Below are 16,552 nucleotides of genomic sequence, written 5' to 3' on the forward strand. Positions count from 1 at the left end.
TCCACGCATGGACGAGGTCGCCGCGCACGTCAAAGACCTGCCGATGTGGGCCGCGGCCCTGCTCGCTCTCGTCGAGAACGCGCTGATCCTCGTGGTCGGCGTCGGGCTCGGCACGGCCGTGCTACGCCTGCGGACGGTGGTCCGGCTGCTGCCCGATCCGGGCCGCATCGATCCCCTGCAGGGGTGGCTGGCCGCGAGCGCTGTCCTGCTCAACACCGCGGTCACGGTGGTCGGCTGGAAGCTGTGGACCCTCGGCGTGATCCGGTTCGACCTCGACGTGAGCTGGCGGATCGCAGTCGACCTGCTGCTGCTGGTGCTGGCCATGGACTTCGCCTCGTACGTCGGCCACGCCCTGGCCCACGTGCGTTGGCTGTACCCGCTGGGCCACCGCCTGCACCACCGGTTCGTCGACGCGCGGCCGATCACCCTGTTCGCGCTGCATCCCGGCGAGGTGATCGGGTTCGGGGCGCTGTGGCTGGTGATGCTGTCGATCGTGCCGCTGAGCGTGTGGGCGCTGGTGGGCTATACCGTGATCAATCTGGTGTTCGGGATCTTCGGCCACCTCGGGGTGGAACCGCTGCCGCTGCGCTGGCGGCCCTCACGGCCGTTCGCGATCGTCGCGACGCCGACCATGCACGCGATGCACCACCTGAACCCGGCCCGCAACCTCGGCTTCTACACGACGATCTGGGACCGGCTCTTCCGGACGCTCGACGACGACTACGACCGCTGCCGCCGCAACGGCCACTCGCCCCTGCCGTCCCCGCCACCTCTCGCCACGCCCGCCACCCCATGACCGCCCCCCCACCCGGTACGACCGGGCTCGGGCTGCTGCAGTTTCGGGGAAACTGCAGCTATCGGCGTGCATTTTCCAGCAGTTTCCCCGAAACTGCAGCATGGTCCGACCGAGGTTAGGCTCGGTGGGTGATCATCATTCGGGCTGTCGAGGCCGCCGACGAGGCGCGCTGGCGGGAGTTGTGGGACGCGTACACGCGGTTCTATGAGCGTGAGCCGGTGGAGGGGATCACCAGGCACACCTGGGCGCGCATTCTCGACCCGACCGAGCCGGTCCACGCGATCGTGGCCGAGGATTCCGACGCGCCCGGCGGGCGGCGTGTCGTGGGCATCGCGAACTATCTGGTCCACGAGAGCACGTCCACGCTGACACCCGTCTGCTACCTGCAGGATCTCTTCGTCGACCCGACCGCCCGGTCGGCAGGAGCGGGACGGCGGCTCATCGACGCGCTGTGGGCGGAGGTCAAGGCCAACGGTTGGGCCACGCTCTACTGGCAGACCAAGCAGGACAACGACCGCGCCCGCGCCCTCTACGACAGCTACACGGCCCACAGCGGTTTCGTGCGATACGTGCTGCGCAACGAGACGCCCTGACCGCCTGCCGGGCGGGGCCGCTCGGCGTGAGCTGCGCAAGATCGACACGGTAGCCTGGCGATCATGGTGGACACACCGGGTGGCCACAGCGGCGGAACTCGGCGACATCCACGTCGCCATGGACCTGGGACCACGCATCGACACATCAGCCCTGCCGCTGGACGCCGGTGACACCATGCGCTTGAAGTTGCTCGCGCCTGTAGCCGCTGGAACCGGAACGAAGAAGCCCAAGCGACGCTGCTCTACGCTGAGCAACTGGCACCCGAGCAGGTGCGCTACCACTTCCTCGGCCGCCAGCTCGTTACCGGATGGCTGCGCCGTAGCCGAGGCAAGCCCACCCCAACACTCATCGCGCTGACCAAGCGCATGAATATGCTCAGCGAGTAGTTACTAGACTGACCCGGTGGCTGCGCCCCAGACCAACTCGTTCGCCACCCCGCGGCTAGCCGCAGGGGCGCTCTTCGTCGATGCGGCGGGCCGTCCGCTGCTGGTCAAACCGAGCTACAAACCGGGTTGGGAAATCCCCGGCGGCTATGTCCACGAAGGCGAAGCGCCGCTCACCGCCTGCCGCCGCGAGATCATCGAGGAACTGGGAAAGGATCTGACGGTCGCGCCACAGCCGCTTGTCATCGACTGGGCGCCTGCCCCGAATGAGGGTGACAAGATGCTGATCATCTTTGATGGCGGCGAACTGAGCGAGGCGGACTTATCTGCGATGACCTTCGCTGATGGCGAGATCGTCGACGCACAATTCGTCGACGCAAGCGATCTCGCCGACTACCTGCCCGCCCGCCTTGTCAATCGACTGCGGCTCGCCCTCCGTGCGAAATCTCAGCAGCGCTGCATCTACGCCGAGTGCGGCCTGGAGCCATAAACACCCATGACCGGCAGAAACCGGTTCGCATTCCGTTGGCCACGGTGCACCACAGGTTCCATTGCGCGAACCGATGCAACGGGAGAGCCGGTCGATTCCTCGACCGGCTCTGTTGCTTCTTCTGGAACTTTGAAGACCGGGATCAGCCGGTTTCCTTGGAACTGGATCTCCGCGACGTTCGCCTCGATCAGCGCTTTGCGCTGGCCGGGCGTGCCGTGCCGGAAGACGTGGGCCAGGTCTCGCCGTAGCCGGTCGATGGCCTTCTGGCTGGGCTTGCCGGGTGCCGACGTCAGCGCGTGCTCAAGATCGATGCGACGGTGTTCCAGCCGCTCCAGGCGGACCTTGAGGTCGCGTACGCGCTTGCCGCAGGTGTCAGCGTCGAGAGCACCGGTCTCGAACGCGGTCAGGTAGCGGTCCATCGCCGCTTCAGCCTGCCCGATCTCAGTGGGTGACGGCGCCGAGTTCGGCCCGGTTCGTCTCGTGCTGGCCGGCGCGGTGCTGCCGCTCGGCGCGGGCAGCGTCGGCGATGAGGCCGGTGTCGCTGTAGAGGTCGAGCAGCGCGGCGAAGACTGCCTGGTCGATCTCCTCGGCGGGCAAGCGCGGAGCGTCGCAGCCGTGGCTGCCGTAGCGGATGCGGGAGACGCAGGTGTAGTAGCGGTATGTGCGGCTGCGGCCCTGGGCGGAGGTGCCGATGTACTTCAGGCCGCAGGCTGGGCAGGTGATCAGCCCGGTCAGGTCGTAGTCGTAGTCGGAGTTCGAGGCGGCTCGCCGGGAGCCGGGTTCGCCACGGGTGCTCATGATCTGCTGTACCTCGTCGAACAGGTCGGGGTTGATGATCGGCTCATGGGCTGCGGGGACGTTGATGTCGCCGAAGACCTTCTCGCCGAGGTAGATGCGGTTGGCGAGCATCCGGCCGATGGTGTAGCCGGACCAGGGCTTGCCGGTCTTGGTGCGGATGCCGCGCTGGTTGAGCGCGGTGGCAATCGCCCTGGTCCCGACTCTGGTCTGGGCGTAGGCGGTGAAGATCTGGCGGACCACGGCGGCTTCGGCCTGGTCCGGGACCGGGATGTCGAGGACGCGGTCCAGCTGGTAGCCGTACGGGACTGGTCCGCCGGTCCACTTGCCCTTGGCGGCTTTGCGCTCCATGCCGTTGCGGACTCGGTCGATGATGATCTCGCGCTCGAACTCGGCGAACACGCCGAGCATCTGCACCAGCATCCGCCCAGCCGGCGTCGAGGTGTCGAACGGCTCGGTCGCGGAACGGAAGTGGACCTCGGCCTTCTCCAACTCGTCCATCAGGACGGCGAGGTCGCGGATGCGGCGGGTGAAACGGTCGAGCCGGTAGACCAGCAGCAGGTCGTAGCGGGCGGCCTTCGCGGCGGCCAGGGCCTTGCGCAGACCGGGGCGGTCCATGGTCGCGCCGGAGGCGTCGTCGGTGAACCGCTCGACGATGTGCCATCCGGGCTGAGAGGCGACGTAGGAGTCGAGCTTGGAGTCCTGCGCGTCGATGGAGAAGGGCTGATGCTCCTCGTCGGTAGAGCGGCGGGTATAGACCGCGACCCGGACGGTCCCGGTCGCGGTCGCATCGGTCTTGGGTTTGCGGGCTCTGTTACGGGCGGCCATATACATCACTTCCTCACGGTTGGGCGCTGCGGCCGCGCTGGTCGGCCGCAGCGCGAAGGGTTTTACTCGTCGTCTTCGTCGGGCGGATTATCGGTCCACCAAGCGGCGATCAGGACCGCCCAGGCGTGGACCGCTCTGGCGTACTCGTCGGGCGTCATCGGGACCGTCTTGGGCGGGCCGACGGTAAACCGGGGACCGGTCCGCGTGCTCCGGTCCGCAGGGTCACGGCGGCCGTGCCGGTCCCGGACAGGACGCTCGGCGGTCCGGCCCGGCTCGGCTTCGTAGTCGTCAGCCTGTCCGGCTGGGCGTGGTGGTGGCATTGGCCTCCTCGGAGTGGGCGCTTACGGTGAGCGCGATGTGCGTCCATGGGGCCTCCTCTCGGATTGTGGGCGTGTTCAAGGTTGTTGGTTGTGGGTCGGTCCCGGTCCCGCTCGATGTCCCGGTCCCGCTTCAGGTCCCGCTTCCGGTTCCGGTTGCAGTCCCGCTCGATCGGGAACGGTCCCGCTTCGGGTCCCGTTCGCGGGGCTGTTCGGGCTGGTTCGTGGTGCTGTGGGTGGTCCCGTTCGCCTGTCCCGGTCGGTCCCGGTCACGGTCCCGTTGGCGACGGTGGTGGTCATGGCCTGTCCCGGTCCGGGTTGGTTGACCGGCTGGCGTCCGGTTTTGATCGGGTCGATTCCCGGTCCATCCAGGACGAATGTCAAGCCGACCATCGAGCACGGTGGAGTCGTCTGGATGCTGGTGCGTGCGATGCCGAGGGACGGAGTGCCGGTGCGGTGGTTCGTGCTTGGCCCTCGCCGACCCGCAGGTGGGCTCGGGCGCGAAAGGCGCCGGTAACGATGCGGCCGAGTAAGGAAATGGTGAGGGGCAGACCGTAGCTCCACGGCCTTGCAGGCGCCAGGCGTTGTCAGGTCCATCGACCAGCCCAGACCTGACGCGACCTGACACCGCAGGTCACAGGGTTGCTCATGGTCTGGCCTGGTCGAAGTCGGCCGGGTTGACCTCGCCGGGTATCGGGAGTTCGGCCAGGCGCAGCAGTGGCGACGCGGCACCGTGCAGGTGCCAGATCGCCTCGGCGGGACTGCGCCCGTCGAGGCGGTCGCGGGCGGCTGTCGCGACGGGCACGGTGAGCCTGATGTCGGCGAGGCGGCGGTGCAGGTTGGCCTCGCGGGTGGTCGAGTGCAGCCAGAACAGCACCGGCCAGGCCGGGCCGCCCCGGCGGACGAGGTTGCCGTAGCCGGCCAGTTTCTCCACCAGGACGCCGAGCGCTTCGGTGCCCTGGTCGTGTTCGAGGTACCAGACTGTGGTCTGTCCGTGCTCGGACCACACGCCGAGGGCATCGGCGTTGACCATGCCGTACGCCGTGGTACCTGGAGGGTTGAAGAATCGGTTCAGCCTGGTGTCGGGCCACCAGTGGTGTAGCCGGGCTGCGGGGTGGAGCCGTTCGTGTGCGGCGAGGTCGGTGAAGAACTGGTTGATGCCGAGCCGGTGGTCGAGGTTTCGGCTGGTGGCGATGCGGTGCAGCCGCGTCGTGCTCGCCGCGCGGCGTGGCGGCTCGTCGCCGCGTGTGGCGGCGATGACGAGGGCTCCGGTGTGGGCGAGGGCGTAGTGGTAGGGGTGGCTGCCGCCTTGCAGCCGGAACGGCCGGAACCGTTCCAGCAGCCCGAGGCCGGTGAGCTGGGTGAGGCGGCGTTGGGCGCGGTTCAGGCTCGGGAACAGGGCGTGCGCGATCTGGAAGCTGGTCAGCACGGCGTGGTCGTAGAGCCAGCCGAGCAGACGCCAGTCCCGCTCGGTGAGCTGGTGCTGCACCCGCAGCACATGATCTGTTGTTGCTCGCATAGACGCCTCCTGCGATAGGTATTGGTGCCCCGCGCCCGAGGGGGAAGACCCGAAGGGTCTTCTGCACCACGCCGTGCCCGTCGGTCAGGTGGCTGACCTGGTCTGTCAGGGTGGAGCCGGGTGCTTGAGGGCGTCACTTTGAAGCTGGACGGGCTCGCCGCCCCCGAGCAGCACAGCCACGTGGACCGGGAACCGACGTCCGGAGCCGTTGCGTGTGGTGCGACCAGCAGACGAAAGAGCCGTCGCGCAATGCCAACGGCGCGACGGCTCTCGGAGGATGAGAACGGGTGCTATCGGGTGCAGGGACGTCGCTCCGGGCGGCGTCGTAGTCCTCCAACACGGCGTTCTCGTCAACACGAGAGCCATCAAGTCCGCGGACATGCGCGGGAGTGTTGGAGGACCTCCCCTCCGACCGCAACGACGGCGGTCGGGGTCACCGCCCCGACACCGCACTCCAGCGGCCGGGACGACTCGGCTATGAGACCGAGAGGTCCAGGGTAAGTCCGTAAACTTGAACAGGCCAATGTGATCGGCGTCTAGCGAGACGCCTCCGAGCTGTGCTGTCAGGATTGGATAGGAGCTCTCAGATCAGCACGTGGGCGCACCGGCTCGCGTGACGGCAACGACATCGCATACGAAGGCATGGCGCGCGTCTGACGTAACGAAGAAGAGATCAGTGCTGCGACGCTAGCGCAGTCGCCATCGCTGGAGCGCCTGTCCATCGATCCCCGTGTGCCTCTCCCGGCGTCCAGACAACCGGTCGACGATGACCTCCGCGCCGTCGAAACTCAAGTGATCGCCGGGGCGAAGGAACAAGGGCCGGTTCAGAGCCACGGTCTGGCAGCACATCTCGTCGGAGGAAACCTCACTGATCAACATCATGCGCGTGGCCGTGAACTCGTCAGGGAAGACGCTCACGATGCTTCCGCCAGCGTCGCGTCAGCGAGGAATGCGGGCCCTGGCTGTGTCGGTCGCCAGCCGCCGCGCAGCGCCGCCCTAACGCAGGCGGCGACCTGCGCCGGACGTATCACGGCCGAAGGAGATCCGATCCAGTTGTCGGGGCGGGCGGCATCGGTCCTGACTACCAGTACCGCGCCGTGCGCGTCGGGCAGTTCGACGACGAAGGTGAGCGGTGCGCCTATGCCCTGGCTGTAGGTGGGCCGCCGCCGTACGAGCCAGCGGTACTCGATACCGTCCACGACGATGGGGCGGCTTCCACGTTGCGTCAGCGCCATAACCACTCCTGTCTCGGTCCCCGGTCAGTGTCGCTGTCGGCAGGCCGGGGATGGAAGCGGTTTACGATCGTGTCCAGCGACACGCGAAGGATTACCTACCCGATGTGCAACTGCGCTTCAGGCCGGGCCATGGCGTGCTCGATTCGCTCCGCCCGAATGTCGCGCGCGGATCAGCGGCCTACGCCGATAGGCTGCGGCGCATGTCCGATTCCGCAATCCGCGTTCGATTCGCCCCTTCACCGACGGGCATGTTCCACGTCGGCAACGCCCGGTCACTGCTGCTGAACTGGGTGGTCGCGCGACAGTCGGGCGGGACGCTGGTGTTGCGGATCGAGGACACCGACGCGGCACGCTCGCGGCCGGAGTGGACCGAGGGCATCGTCCGGGCGATGGCGTGGCTCGGTGTGGGCGCCGACGAGTACGACCGTCCGCTATTCCAGTCGTCGTACGCCGCCGAGCACGCGAAGGCGGCTCAGCAGATGTTCGACACCGGCCGGGCCTACTACTGCGACTGCACCCGCGACGACGTGCACGCACGTTCGGGCAGCCAGCACGCCGGCTACGACGGCTTCTGCCGCAACCGCGGGCTCGGCCAGGCAGACGGCCGGGCGCTGCGGTTCCGTACGCCGGACGAGGGCGTCACCGTGGTCAAAGACCTCGTTCGGGGCGAGCCGACGTTCGAGAACAAGCTGATCGAGGACTTCGTCATCGCCCGCGGCGACGGCTCTCCGGTGTTCCTCCTGGCCAACGTGGTCGACGACATCACGATGGGGATCACGCACGTGATCCGGGCCGAGGAGCACCTGCCCAACGCGCCCAAGCAGCAACTGCTGTGGGAGGCGCTCGGGCACCGGCCGCCGACATGGGCGCACACGCCGATCCTGGTCAACGAGAAGCGGCAGAAGCTGTCCAAGCGCCGGGACAAGGTCGCGCTGGAGATGTACCGCGACGAGGGCTTCCTCGCCGCGGCGATGCGCAACTACCTGATGCTGCTGGGCTGGGCGCCGTCCGGTGACCGGGAGATCGTGCCGTGGTCGGTGATCGAGGAGGAGTTCCGCCTCGACCAGGTGAACTCGGCCCCGGCGTTCTTCGACGTCAAGAAGCTGACCGCGTTCAACGGCGAGTACATCCGCGCGGTGGGCACCGAGGAGTTCGTCGCCGCGTGCGCGCCCTGGCTGACTGGCCCGTTCGTGACCCCGGAGCAGAGGGCCGAGTCGGGGTTCGGGATCCTGGCCCCGCCGTGGCGGGCCGACGCCTACGACCCGGCGGTGTTCGCGAAAGTGGCACCGCTGGCGCAGACCAGGATCAGCCTCTTGTCGGAGATCGTCACGTACGTCGACTTCCTGTTTCTTGACACGGTCGAGCCGGACGAGGCGGCCTGGGCAAAGGCGAGTAAGGACGTCGCTGTGCTGCGCGACGTCATCGCCGCGTTCGAGGCACTGCCGACGTGGGAGGCCGAGCCGCTGAAGGACGCGATACTCGCGGTAGGCGAGGCGCACGGCCTGAAACTGGGCAAGGCCCAGGCACCCGTGCGCGTCGCAGTCACCGGCCGCTCGGTGGGCCTGCCGCTGTTCGAGTCACTGGAGGTGCTGGGTCGTGACCGCACACTGGCACGTCTACGCTCCGCCGCTGACCGGCCAGCCGAGTGAGGCTTTGGTGACCAGCGGCCTGAACTCTGCCGGAGTCCAGGCCGCTCAGCAGCCAGAAGACGGCTCGGTTCAATCACGCTGAAGGCGATGGAGAAGGTAGGCGGCCACCGGTTCGAAAAGGCCGCTGGGGATCCTTGCCTTCAACGCAGCGTCGTCGCACCACTCCAGTTCGGCCAGCTCGTCGGTGTCGACGACGACGGCCGTGGCTGAGTCCGCTTCACAGCCTACGTAGATCATGTGCCGACCTGTCGCAGGATGCTGTCGCTCGCCGATGAGCGCGACTGGCCTCACCGTGAGACCGGCTTCCTCGGCCACTTCGCGGACGGCGGTCTCGTAGGCGACCTCGCCGGGCTCCTGCTCGCCGGCGGGGAACTGCCACGAGAGGCTGCCTTCACTGACGCGGCGACGCACCAGCAGTGTCCGGCCGTCGCGCACGATGATGGCGGCGACGATCGAAGGTCGGGTTTCGCTCACGGCTTCTCCCTGGATGGGCGGGCTGGACGGTGCGGGTGCGGCATTGTGCACAGCTGTGGCCCTCGGGCCGCTAAATGCCCCGGTGCTCTGCCCACGTTCGGGCGGCCTCGGCAACCTCGATCTTCCATTGCTGCGGGTCGGCGGCGCTGATCTCGGCCCACAGGCTCCGAGTTGCGGTGACGAAGGTTGATATCGCCTGGTCGGTGACGGCGGCGAAGGCGGGCGAGTGCTGGCACCACAGCTCGGCGTCCTTCGGAGTGTGCCCGGCCTGGATGAGCTGCAAACCGACGCATGCCGTGTCGAACCATGGCGCGGCCAGTGTCGGCCAGGCCCAGTCGACGAACTTCGCGGTCCCGTTGACCATGATGTTGTGGCGGTGCAGATCCGTGTGCGCGATGGCCGTTCCGGCGAGCAGGTGGGCGTGGTCACCCGCGTAGTCGCGCCAGCGATCCTGGATGGTGCGCAGGGTCAGCCCGCGTGGAACGGGTATCTCGGCGAGAAGTCGCAGGCTCGCAGTGATCTTCGGAAGGTCCGGTGAGTCAGGGCTGAGGTCGGCGTGGTGGCCGTCGAGGCACTGGAAGCCGAGGACGTCCCAGCCGTCTGCGGCGACGTGGAAGGCGAGCGGCGCAGACACATGCCGGACGTGGGGGTTGATCGCGGCCTCGTTGCTCTGGGTCCAGACGGCCCGCTTGTGATCGGAAGGGACGCCCTTGAGGAAGTAGCGGTCGTGAGCGGTATGCATGACCATGCCGAGCAGGCAGTTGTGCCCGGTGCCGACCTGTTCGGCGCGGACGAAGACCCCCGCCTCGGCCTCGATCAGGCGTCGTAGGCCAGCAGGAAGGTCTTGCCATGACACGCGCTGGTTCATGGTCTCCTCCATCGCTGAGCCGCCTGCTGGCGGCGAGGTTACCGGGGCGGTGGAGGGTGGTCCCAGCGCCCACGCCGGGACCACCCTCGTCGTCAGTACGGGTTGTCGTCGCTGGAGTTGCAGTTGCACTTGTTCGCGGCCAGGACGGTCTGCTCTACGTTGACGAACTCGATCTCCGTCACCTCAGGCCGCGGCTGCGGATGCTGGGACAGCGCGACCATGACTGGTGCCGGCCGGGTCGCTGTGGCTGTCGGTGCCATTGACAATCACCTCCCCACTTTCTCGGTGCTGGCAGTAGCGCTCCATCGGCGACTTCGCCTGCCGGTACAGGCGGACCAGCGGCATGCACGTGTTGCACGTGCCCTGCACGCTGCACCCGCTGCACCCGCCGGTCCTGGCGAGCAGGCCGTCGGCGATGCCGCCGAGTCGGCGCAGGCCCTCCACGCCTTCGGCGAGGAGGTCGATATTGGGGTCCCGGCCGACCTTGCAGATCGACGCCATGCCGTGCGGGTCCACGTGGAAGAACGTGTGCCCGGCGTTGCAGCCGGTGAACGGCTTGCGGGCTTTGAGTAGCGGCATCGACTGCGCGGGCAGGCTCCGGGCGCTGCCCATGATCGTCGGGGACATGTTGGAGAACACGTGGTAGGGCAGCCCGAACCCCTCGGCAAGGGCGATCATGCCGTCGACCTCGGTGTCGTTGGTCTTGGTGACGACGAGGTTGAGGTTCATGGTCAGTCCGGCCTCGCTGGCGGCGGTCAGGCCCCGGTGGAACTTGTCGAACGCCCCACGGCGGCGCACGAGCGCGTCGTAGCTGTCGGCCGTGGCACCGTAGACGCTGATGGTGATGTGGTACGCCGGTCGGGTGCGCAGCAGGTCGAGGATCTCCGGCTTCCACAACCGCGACGCGTTGGTCGAGATCGAGATCATCATGCCCAGGTCCCACGCGTAGGCGTAGGTCTCGGCGAACAGCTTGTCGATCAGCGGCTCGCCGCCGGTCAACTGCAGCCACACCACCCCGGCGTCGCGCAGGATGTGCAGGAGCTGGACCCGCTGCTCCCAGGCCAGGCCCTCGAAGCGCTTGATGTCGAGGTAGCAGTGCTCACAGTCGTAATTGCAGCCGAGGTTGAGCTCCCACGACGCCCGCCCGTAGCCGTAGCTGCTGGGCTGGCGCACGGTCATGACCTCGTTGACGGGCTCGTCACGCAGGCGCAGCCCCCAGCCGTTCACTGCGGCGATGCCCAGCCAGTCCGGAACTGTGCCGTGACGCGCGGACAGGTCGCGAAGCTGCTCATAGTGCCCGACGGGAATGCGCATGCCCTGCTCGCTGCCGGGTTTGAGGATGAGATGGCCGTCGTCGAGGAACGGGGTGGCGATGAGCTGGTGCACGTCGATCACCTCCTGAGGGAGTGGGGTAGTGGGCGGCTGCCTGGCTGGCGACCGCCCGGAGTTCCGGCCCTTGGGTGCGCCGAACAGCCGGACTGGCGCGAGTTCATCAGCGGTCGTGGTGGTGCCCTGGACATGTAGTAATCACTCCTCGGACCTCTGATTGCCTGTGGATGACGCAATCGGCGACGGTCTCAGGAGACGCCCACGCTGACGAGGTCAGCAGCCGCCTTAGTCACAAGCGGCGCCGACCAGTCGACGAACCAGACGTCACTCCCGCCGAGTGGCACGATCTTGGCCCGCTGCCGGCCCGCCCTCACCAGCGGCAGAGCGCAGAAGGCTGAGAAGATCCGCTGCGCTGCTTCGAGGTCAGCGGCCATCACTACCTCGCGCCGGTCCTCAGGCCAGGTCTGCTCATCCCGGGGCGGATCACCTGGTCGCAGGGGCCGAACTGTAGTGAGCACGACCATGAACTGCTTCGTGACCACGGCATTCCCTCCAGCAGGGTTCGGATCGGGGCGCACGACGCGACGGGTGCGATCGCCTACGCCGCGCGCCCCTCCTCCTGCCGCCACCGTCCCGATGACTACCGGCGGCAGGAGAGCTCGATATCTCGAAGCCTGCCGATGTTCCGGCGGCGCGGACATCGCACGCCGCTGCCCTGTCGCGGACATGGTTCGGCCGCCGTGCGGCCGTTGTCCGGCCATTGGGCTTATTGGACGGTGACAGGGCTAGTCCGGCGACGTACGCCGATCTACCGTGAGGTCAGGTCCCACGTCAGGGGGTGTAGCACATGCACGACGACCAGCCGACCCTGCTCGCGATCATCATCACCGCCTCGGAGCGGACCCAGGAGGAGGTCGTTGACGGATACGTGCGCTGCGCTCGAGAACACGGAGAAGACGCCGCACTGTCTCTTCGGACGTTGCGCCGCTGGATGGTCGGCGACGTACAGACCCAGCCACGGCCAGCTCAACGCCGCGTCGCGCGGCTCTACTGGGGCCACCCCATGCACGAGCTGCTCGCACCGCCCAGGCGAGAGACCGCCGCCCCGCAACAGATCGAGCCCGCTGTCGTCCCCGATCGGGCCGAGGCGCTGCTCAGCACCATGACCCTGGAGAGGCAGATAACCATGTCCGCTCGCCGCGCCGCGCGCTTCACCAGCTACGCCGAGACCCACAACGTCGGTACGGAAGCTATCGAGCAACTCCGCCATGACGTCGTGGGACTCGCGAACGCCTACCTGCGCGAGCCGCTCACCGCGATCATGGGAGACCTCATCGAATTGCAGGACGTAGCCTTCGGGTTCCTGGAGGGCAAGCAGAAGCCGGCTCACACCCGTGACCTCTACGTCCTGGCCAGCGTCGTCACCGGCATGGTCGCCAAGGCCAGCCAGGACCTCGGCCGCTTCCACGACGCCATGACCCTGGCGCGAACCATGTACGTCTGCGCCGACAACGCCGACCACCTCGGCCTGCGCGCCTGGGCCCGCAACCTGCAGAGCCTCATCGCCTACTGGGCCGGACGCCCGCACGAAGCAGCGCGCTACGCGCATTCCGGGTCCGAGATCGCCGTGTCGCTGTCCGGCTCGATCACGACGTGGCTCGCCTCGTCCGAGGCCCGCGCGTGGGCTCAGCTCGGCGCAGTCGATGAAGCGCAAGCGGCGCTTGTTCGCGCGGCCGGTCACCGCGAGCGCCTCCAGGTCGATGATCTCGACGAGATCGGCGGGCTGTTCGCATTCTCGCAGGCCAAGCAGCACTACTACGCCGCCGGAACCTACGTGTACCTCAACGGCCTGCACGGCGACGCCGCCAGGGAAGCCACACAGGCACTGGAGCTGTACGGGTCCGCCGACGCCGAGAGCCGTGCCTTTGCCGACGAGGCTGGGACCCGAGCCGAACTCGCGCTCGCCCGCATCCACGAAGGCCAGCTCGACGGTGCGCGGGACGCACTCGACCCGGTTCTCGACTACGGCCCTGAACTGCGGATCGGCGGAATCGTCGCGAGCGTCGGACGAGTTCACACCGCACTACGCGACCGCCGGTACAAGGACTCCACCATCGCCTGCGGCCTGCGCGACGAGATCGAGTCGTTCAGCCAGCGCCCCGCAGCAGCGCTGACCGCCTGACCTACGACTGGATAGAGTCAGCGCGTGTACCCAGTGCGGATCGAGGGCGAGCGGATCGTCCTGCGCGAATTCGAGGAACGCGACCTCGACGCCTCTATGGCCGTCGTCGGCGACCCGGACGTGACCATCTCGCTCAGCTTCGACACACGTACCCGCGAAGAGCAGGCTGAACGGCTCACCGCCGACATCGCACGAGGACAGTCAGAGCCACGGCCGGACTACTACCTCGCCATTGCTGACCGGCAGACCGACGAGCTGATCGGCTTCATCCGTATCGGGCTCGGCGGACACCGCAGTGGCGAGCTCGGCTACGCCCTCCGCAGATCCCACTGGCGCCAGGGGTACACGCACGAAGCTGCCCAGCTGATGCTCGCCCACGGGTTCGGAGAGCTAGGCCTGCACCGGATCCAAGCAGCGTGTGGCCCTGACAACCTCGCATCCCAGGCGATCCTGCGTCGGCTCAATTTCGAGTACGAGGGCCGTATGCGTGACCACGTCTTCACAAATGGCGCATGGCGTGATTCGCTGCTCTACTCCGTTCTTGCTGACGAGACGCCGTACCCTTCCCGGGCAAGCACGTGAGGGGCCGATAGCCCGCACAGTAGTAGCTCCAGAACGGAAGAAGCCCCGGAATCATACCAGGGCATCCTTCGGCTAAGGATTTGTCGCGACGACCTCCACGGAATTGCGACGAGTTACCAGAGTCCCTCGGCCAAATCCGTCTCCCCCGGTCGACTGGGCTGTCTACGCCTCAGCATTGCGGAGATTTCTGCCGCATGCACCGCATGGGCAACCCTCCCGTTGAGAGTCGAAGCCGATGACTCTTGTGGTAAGCCCGTCACGATCGCGTGAAGTCTCCGGCCGACAGCAGCCGCTGCCTCGACCGCCACTGCATTACCGACAAGGCGCATCGCAGCCGTACGTACATCCGGAAGCTGGTAGGAATCCGGGAAACTCTGGACAGCGGCGGCTTCCCGGATCGTAAGATAGCGAAGCGAGTCATCGGAAAATCGGATCATGGCCTCGCCACCGCAAACTCCATGCACACCCGCCTTTAGAGTCTTTGCGGGCCATTCTATCCAACCGCCAGTGTGTCCACGGTAGGTTCGCGCTCCCGGAATACCCTTATGATTCAGGATGCCAGGCGTGTCTATTCCATCGACCGGTGCAGGGAACCGTGTGATAGCGTCACGAGTTGTTTGCCAAGGCTCTCCAGCAGGAGTCACACCGGAGTTGCGGATTTCTTTAACCTTGCTTGCAAAACGTGCCGGCATCTCAGGCTGCACAATGGAATGCTTCTTCCAGTACTCGCCGGTAATCCATTGCGAATGGATCAAGCCGTCGCGACTGTGCGTCAATGAGACGCCCTCGAACCAATGCAATTTGGCCACATCGGCTCGAACCCCGATAATGAAGATTCGACGACGCGTTTGCGCGATTCCCAAGTCGGCAGCATCCAGCGTTAACACTCGTACTTCATACTCCGCCTTCGTTTTGCTCTTCCTGATTCGGGCATGGTGTGAAACCCAGTCCTCATCAGGCTTAGGCGAGATGGACGGCTTCGTCAATCGATCGATAATATATTCGTAATATGGGAGGAACAGCTCACGTAGCAAACCGGGAACGTTTTCGAACACAAAAGCTTTAGGGCGCAGCAGGCTGATGGAGTCAGCAGCGGCGGGAAACATGTTCCGTTCATTTGCGTGGTCAGCCTTGTCTCCGGCTCCGATCGAAAACGGCTGGCATGGTGGACCGCCCGCAACCAGATCGACGCCCTCGAACTGCCTAGTTTCGGACTCAAGCAACCAAGAGCGCACATCCATCTCTCTGACAGATTCTGTCTTCCAGAGCAGCGGATCGCGTTCGGCGTTCTGCCTCAACGTCTCGCACGCTATCGGCATTATCTCGACCAGCTGGTCGTGCTCGAAGCCGGCACTGAGCATGCCCAGGGCCATTCCGCCACCGCCCGCGAACAGCTCAACTGACCGTGCCACGCGCTCTCCTATCACAGCTCTTGTCCACAAACAACTTCCACTCACCAACGCTTAACGATGCCGACGACCTTCTTCGACTAACATCCTTATTTCGTCGACTACGCGGTCCACGTCTTCAGTTAAGCGTGACTCAAAGACCCTATAAACCATCCAGCCGGAGGAGCGTAGAACTTCGTTGACCGTCTCATCACGCTTCATATTTGCCAGTATCTTATTGCGCCAGAAGTTCGGGTTATTCCATCGTTCAAATTGTTCTTCAAATGAAGCCATATGACGGACTCGCCAAGCATTGCCGTGCCAGAAATCGCCGTCAACGAAAACTGCGACTTTCGCACCCGGAAATATGATGTCCGGCTTACCGATGAGTTGCGAACGAAGCCGGTAGCGCATACCACTTCCCCATAGCGCTCGGCGTAGAATCACCTCTGGCTTAGTGTCGCGGTTTCTCACTGCGGACATAATGTGGCTAGTAATGGCCGGGTCTCTCATCCCATCCCAACCAATCCAGAGGAGACCATAGCGCCCGCTGTCACATGCCGTAGCTCAACACCGATAAGCTCCCCAATTTGGCAATGTCGAGCGATCTGACCGTCCGACAATCGCTCGCCCTGTCTAGTAACTACTAGGATAACGGGTGCTGGCCCTGCGTCCACAATTGCATTGATTGAGGCCCAAACAAGGGACGGAAAGCTCTTCGACCCACCCCAAAGAATCTGACGAAGATCATCATTCTTTCGAATTGCGCAGCGATTGGGCTTATCGCGTAGCGTGGAAGGCAGAACCGTCCACCCTTCGCCAAACGCCAGGCGAACAAGCGTGGGTGCGTCTGGTAACTTACTACCGACAAGATCAGCATATGGACCGATGCCGCTACGTGCGCGGTTGTAATGCTTCATGGGCGTGTCCTTGATCCAGATACGCGCTTTATCCCTCGGCATGAACTTTTCGAGGACGCCACCGATTTCTGGCTCATCTAACCAGCGTGCGTACCAGACCGATTTATCCGTCTGTTGAAGACCGTCCCAATCCAGAGAATCGGCACGTCTAAAGAGTTCAATGATGACCTGGCGACGGACATCTTCTGGCATTCGCGCCATCG

At 65.8% G+C, this 16,552-nt stretch carries 18 protein-coding genes; 6 read left to right on the plus strand and 12 right to left on the minus strand.

Annotation, left to right across the window (positions count from 1 at the left end; all coding sequences use genetic code 11):
• The first annotated feature begins 7 nt into the window (after positions 1 to 7).
• The 3 genes from KUA19_RS04295 (at position 8) to KUA19_RS04305 (ending at position 2,263) form a co-directional block, all read left to right on the plus strand.
• Positions 8 to 796: a sterol desaturase family protein gene (locus KUA19_RS04295; protein WP_217394794.1), complete on the plus strand. Its 789-nt coding sequence runs from the start codon at positions 8 to 10 to the stop codon at positions 794 to 796.
• A gap of 128 nt (positions 797 to 924) precedes the next feature.
• Positions 925 to 1,389, plus strand: a complete 465-nt coding sequence (locus KUA19_RS04300; protein ID WP_217394795.1) for a GNAT family N-acetyltransferase — start codon at positions 925 to 927, stop codon at positions 1,387 to 1,389.
• A 403-nt stretch (positions 1,390 to 1,792) separates the two neighbouring features.
• The gene (locus KUA19_RS04305) at positions 1,793 to 2,263 is read left to right on the plus strand and encodes an NUDIX domain-containing protein (RefSeq protein ID WP_217394796.1); all 471 of its coding nucleotides are present in this window, start codon (positions 1,793 to 1,795) and stop codon (positions 2,261 to 2,263) included.
• Here KUA19_RS04305 and KUA19_RS42400 read toward each other — a convergent pair.
• From KUA19_RS42400 to KUA19_RS04325, 5 genes are all read right to left on the minus strand, one after another.
• On the minus strand, positions 2,236 to 2,682 hold the full coding sequence (locus KUA19_RS42400; RefSeq protein WP_254548655.1) for a hypothetical protein: 447 nt from the start codon (positions 2,680 to 2,682) through the stop codon (positions 2,236 to 2,238). The genes KUA19_RS04305 and KUA19_RS42400 overlap by 28 nt on opposite strands.
• Before the next feature lie 22 nt (positions 2,683 to 2,704).
• A complete protein-coding gene (locus KUA19_RS04310; protein ID WP_254548656.1) occupies positions 2,705 to 3,886 on the minus strand; it encodes a recombinase family protein in 1,182 nt (393 codons plus the stop codon).
• Between the two features lie 963 nt (positions 3,887 to 4,849).
• Positions 4,850 to 5,722 carry a replication-relaxation family protein gene (locus tag KUA19_RS04315; protein ID WP_217394797.1) on the minus strand — a complete coding sequence of 291 codons (873 nt, stop codon included), beginning with the start codon at positions 5,720 to 5,722 and terminating at the stop codon, positions 4,850 to 4,852.
• A 687-nt stretch (positions 5,723 to 6,409) separates the two neighbouring features.
• Positions 6,410 to 6,640, minus strand: a complete 231-nt coding sequence (locus KUA19_RS04320) for a hypothetical protein (RefSeq protein ID WP_217394798.1) — start codon at positions 6,638 to 6,640, stop codon at positions 6,410 to 6,412.
• The gene (locus tag KUA19_RS04325) at positions 6,637 to 6,957 is read right to left on the minus strand and encodes a hypothetical protein (protein ID WP_217394799.1); all 321 of its coding nucleotides are present in this window, start codon (positions 6,955 to 6,957) and stop codon (positions 6,637 to 6,639) included. Before KUA19_RS04325 ends, KUA19_RS04320 begins: the two co-directional genes overlap by 4 nt.
• Before the next feature lie 200 nt (positions 6,958 to 7,157).
• Between KUA19_RS04325 and gltX the strand changes: the two genes are divergently transcribed.
• A complete protein-coding gene (gene gltX / locus KUA19_RS04330) occupies positions 7,158 to 8,606 on the plus strand; it encodes a glutamate--tRNA ligase (RefSeq protein ID WP_217394800.1) in 1,449 nt (482 codons plus the stop codon).
• A 69-nt stretch (positions 8,607 to 8,675) separates the two neighbouring features.
• On the opposite strand, the gene KUA19_RS04335 is transcribed toward gltX, so the two are convergent.
• From KUA19_RS04335 to KUA19_RS04350, 4 genes are all read right to left on the minus strand, one after another.
• The gene (locus KUA19_RS04335) at positions 8,676 to 9,080 is read right to left on the minus strand and encodes an NUDIX hydrolase (protein WP_308167323.1); all 405 of its coding nucleotides are present in this window, start codon (positions 9,078 to 9,080) and stop codon (positions 8,676 to 8,678) included.
• Positions 9,081 to 9,150: 70 nt separating this feature from the next.
• Positions 9,151 to 9,948 carry a protein kinase family protein gene (locus tag KUA19_RS04340; protein ID WP_217394801.1) on the minus strand — a complete coding sequence of 266 codons (798 nt, stop codon included), beginning with the start codon at positions 9,946 to 9,948 and terminating at the stop codon, positions 9,151 to 9,153.
• Positions 9,949 to 10,131: 183 nt separating this feature from the next.
• The gene (locus KUA19_RS04345; RefSeq protein ID WP_217394802.1) at positions 10,132 to 11,334 is read right to left on the minus strand and encodes a radical SAM protein; all 1,203 of its coding nucleotides are present in this window, start codon (positions 11,332 to 11,334) and stop codon (positions 10,132 to 10,134) included.
• A 191-nt stretch (positions 11,335 to 11,525) separates the two neighbouring features.
• Positions 11,526 to 11,819 carry a hypothetical protein gene (locus KUA19_RS04350; RefSeq protein ID WP_308167324.1) on the minus strand — a complete coding sequence of 98 codons (294 nt, stop codon included), beginning with the start codon at positions 11,817 to 11,819 and terminating at the stop codon, positions 11,526 to 11,528.
• A 305-nt stretch (positions 11,820 to 12,124) separates the two neighbouring features.
• Here KUA19_RS04350 and KUA19_RS04355 point away from each other — a divergent pair, with 305 nt between their 5' ends.
• The gene (locus KUA19_RS04355; RefSeq protein ID WP_217394803.1) at positions 12,125 to 13,459 is read left to right on the plus strand and encodes an NsdA family TPR-like regulatory protein; all 1,335 of its coding nucleotides are present in this window, start codon (positions 12,125 to 12,127) and stop codon (positions 13,457 to 13,459) included.
• Between the two features lie 24 nt (positions 13,460 to 13,483).
• On the plus strand, positions 13,484 to 14,041 hold the full coding sequence (locus KUA19_RS04360; protein WP_217394804.1) for a GNAT family N-acetyltransferase: 558 nt from the start codon (positions 13,484 to 13,486) through the stop codon (positions 14,039 to 14,041).
• Positions 14,042 to 14,154: 113 nt separating this feature from the next.
• Here KUA19_RS04360 and KUA19_RS04365 read toward each other — a convergent pair whose 3' ends face one another.
• The 3 genes from KUA19_RS04365 to KUA19_RS04375 are packed head-to-tail and all read right to left on the minus strand — an operon-like array spanning position 14,155 to position 16,550.
• Positions 14,155 to 15,453: a DNA cytosine methyltransferase gene (locus KUA19_RS04365; RefSeq protein ID WP_217394805.1), complete on the minus strand. Its 1,299-nt coding sequence runs from the start codon at positions 15,451 to 15,453 to the stop codon at positions 14,155 to 14,157.
• A 51-nt stretch (positions 15,454 to 15,504) separates the two neighbouring features.
• Positions 15,505 to 15,942, minus strand: coding sequence for a very short patch repair endonuclease (locus KUA19_RS04370; RefSeq protein ID WP_302498499.1), 438 nt, complete (start codon positions 15,940 to 15,942; stop codon positions 15,505 to 15,507).
• A complete protein-coding gene (locus KUA19_RS04375) occupies positions 15,939 to 16,550 on the minus strand; it encodes a hypothetical protein (RefSeq protein WP_217394807.1) in 612 nt (203 codons plus the stop codon). Before KUA19_RS04375 ends, KUA19_RS04370 begins: the two co-directional genes overlap by 4 nt.
• Between the last annotated feature and the right edge of the window lie 2 nt (positions 16,551 to 16,552).

Origin of the sequence: Catellatospora tritici, assembly GCF_019083965.1 — a bacterium.
Taxonomy (GTDB): domain Bacteria; phylum Actinomycetota; class Actinomycetes; order Mycobacteriales; family Micromonosporaceae; genus Catellatospora; species Catellatospora tritici.

Excerpts from the sequence above, each read along its gene's own strand:
- KUA19_RS04295 (WP_217394794.1), top strand. The coding sequence starts at position 8 with ATGGACGAGGTCGCCGCGCACGTCAAAGACCTGCCGATGTGGGCCGCG.
- KUA19_RS04315 (WP_217394797.1), bottom strand. The coding sequence starts at position 5,722 with ATGCGAGCAACAACAGATCATGTGCTGCGGGTGCAGCACCAGCTCACC.
- KUA19_RS04355 (WP_217394803.1), top strand. The coding sequence starts at position 12,125 with ATGCACGACGACCAGCCGACCCTGCTCGCGATCATCATCACCGCCTCG.
- gltX (WP_217394800.1), top strand. The coding sequence starts at position 7,158 with ATGTCCGATTCCGCAATCCGCGTTCGATTCGCCCCTTCACCGACGGGC.
- KUA19_RS04375 (WP_217394807.1), bottom strand. The coding sequence starts at position 16,550 with ATGGCGCGAATGCCAGAAGATGTCCGTCGCCAGGTCATCATTGAACTC.
- KUA19_RS42400 (WP_254548655.1), bottom strand. The coding sequence starts at position 2,682 with ATGGACCGCTACCTGACCGCGTTCGAGACCGGTGCTCTCGACGCTGAC.
- KUA19_RS04340 (WP_217394801.1), bottom strand. The coding sequence starts at position 9,948 with ATGAACCAGCGCGTGTCATGGCAAGACCTTCCTGCTGGCCTACGACGC.
- KUA19_RS04370 (WP_302498499.1), bottom strand. The coding sequence starts at position 15,942 with ATGAGAGACCCGGCCATTACTAGCCACATTATGTCCGCAGTGAGAAAC.
- KUA19_RS04310 (WP_254548656.1), bottom strand. The coding sequence starts at position 3,886 with ATGGCCGCCCGTAACAGAGCCCGCAAACCCAAGACCGATGCGACCGCG.
- KUA19_RS04325 (WP_217394799.1), bottom strand. The coding sequence starts at position 6,957 with ATGGCGCTGACGCAACGTGGAAGCCGCCCCATCGTCGTGGACGGTATC.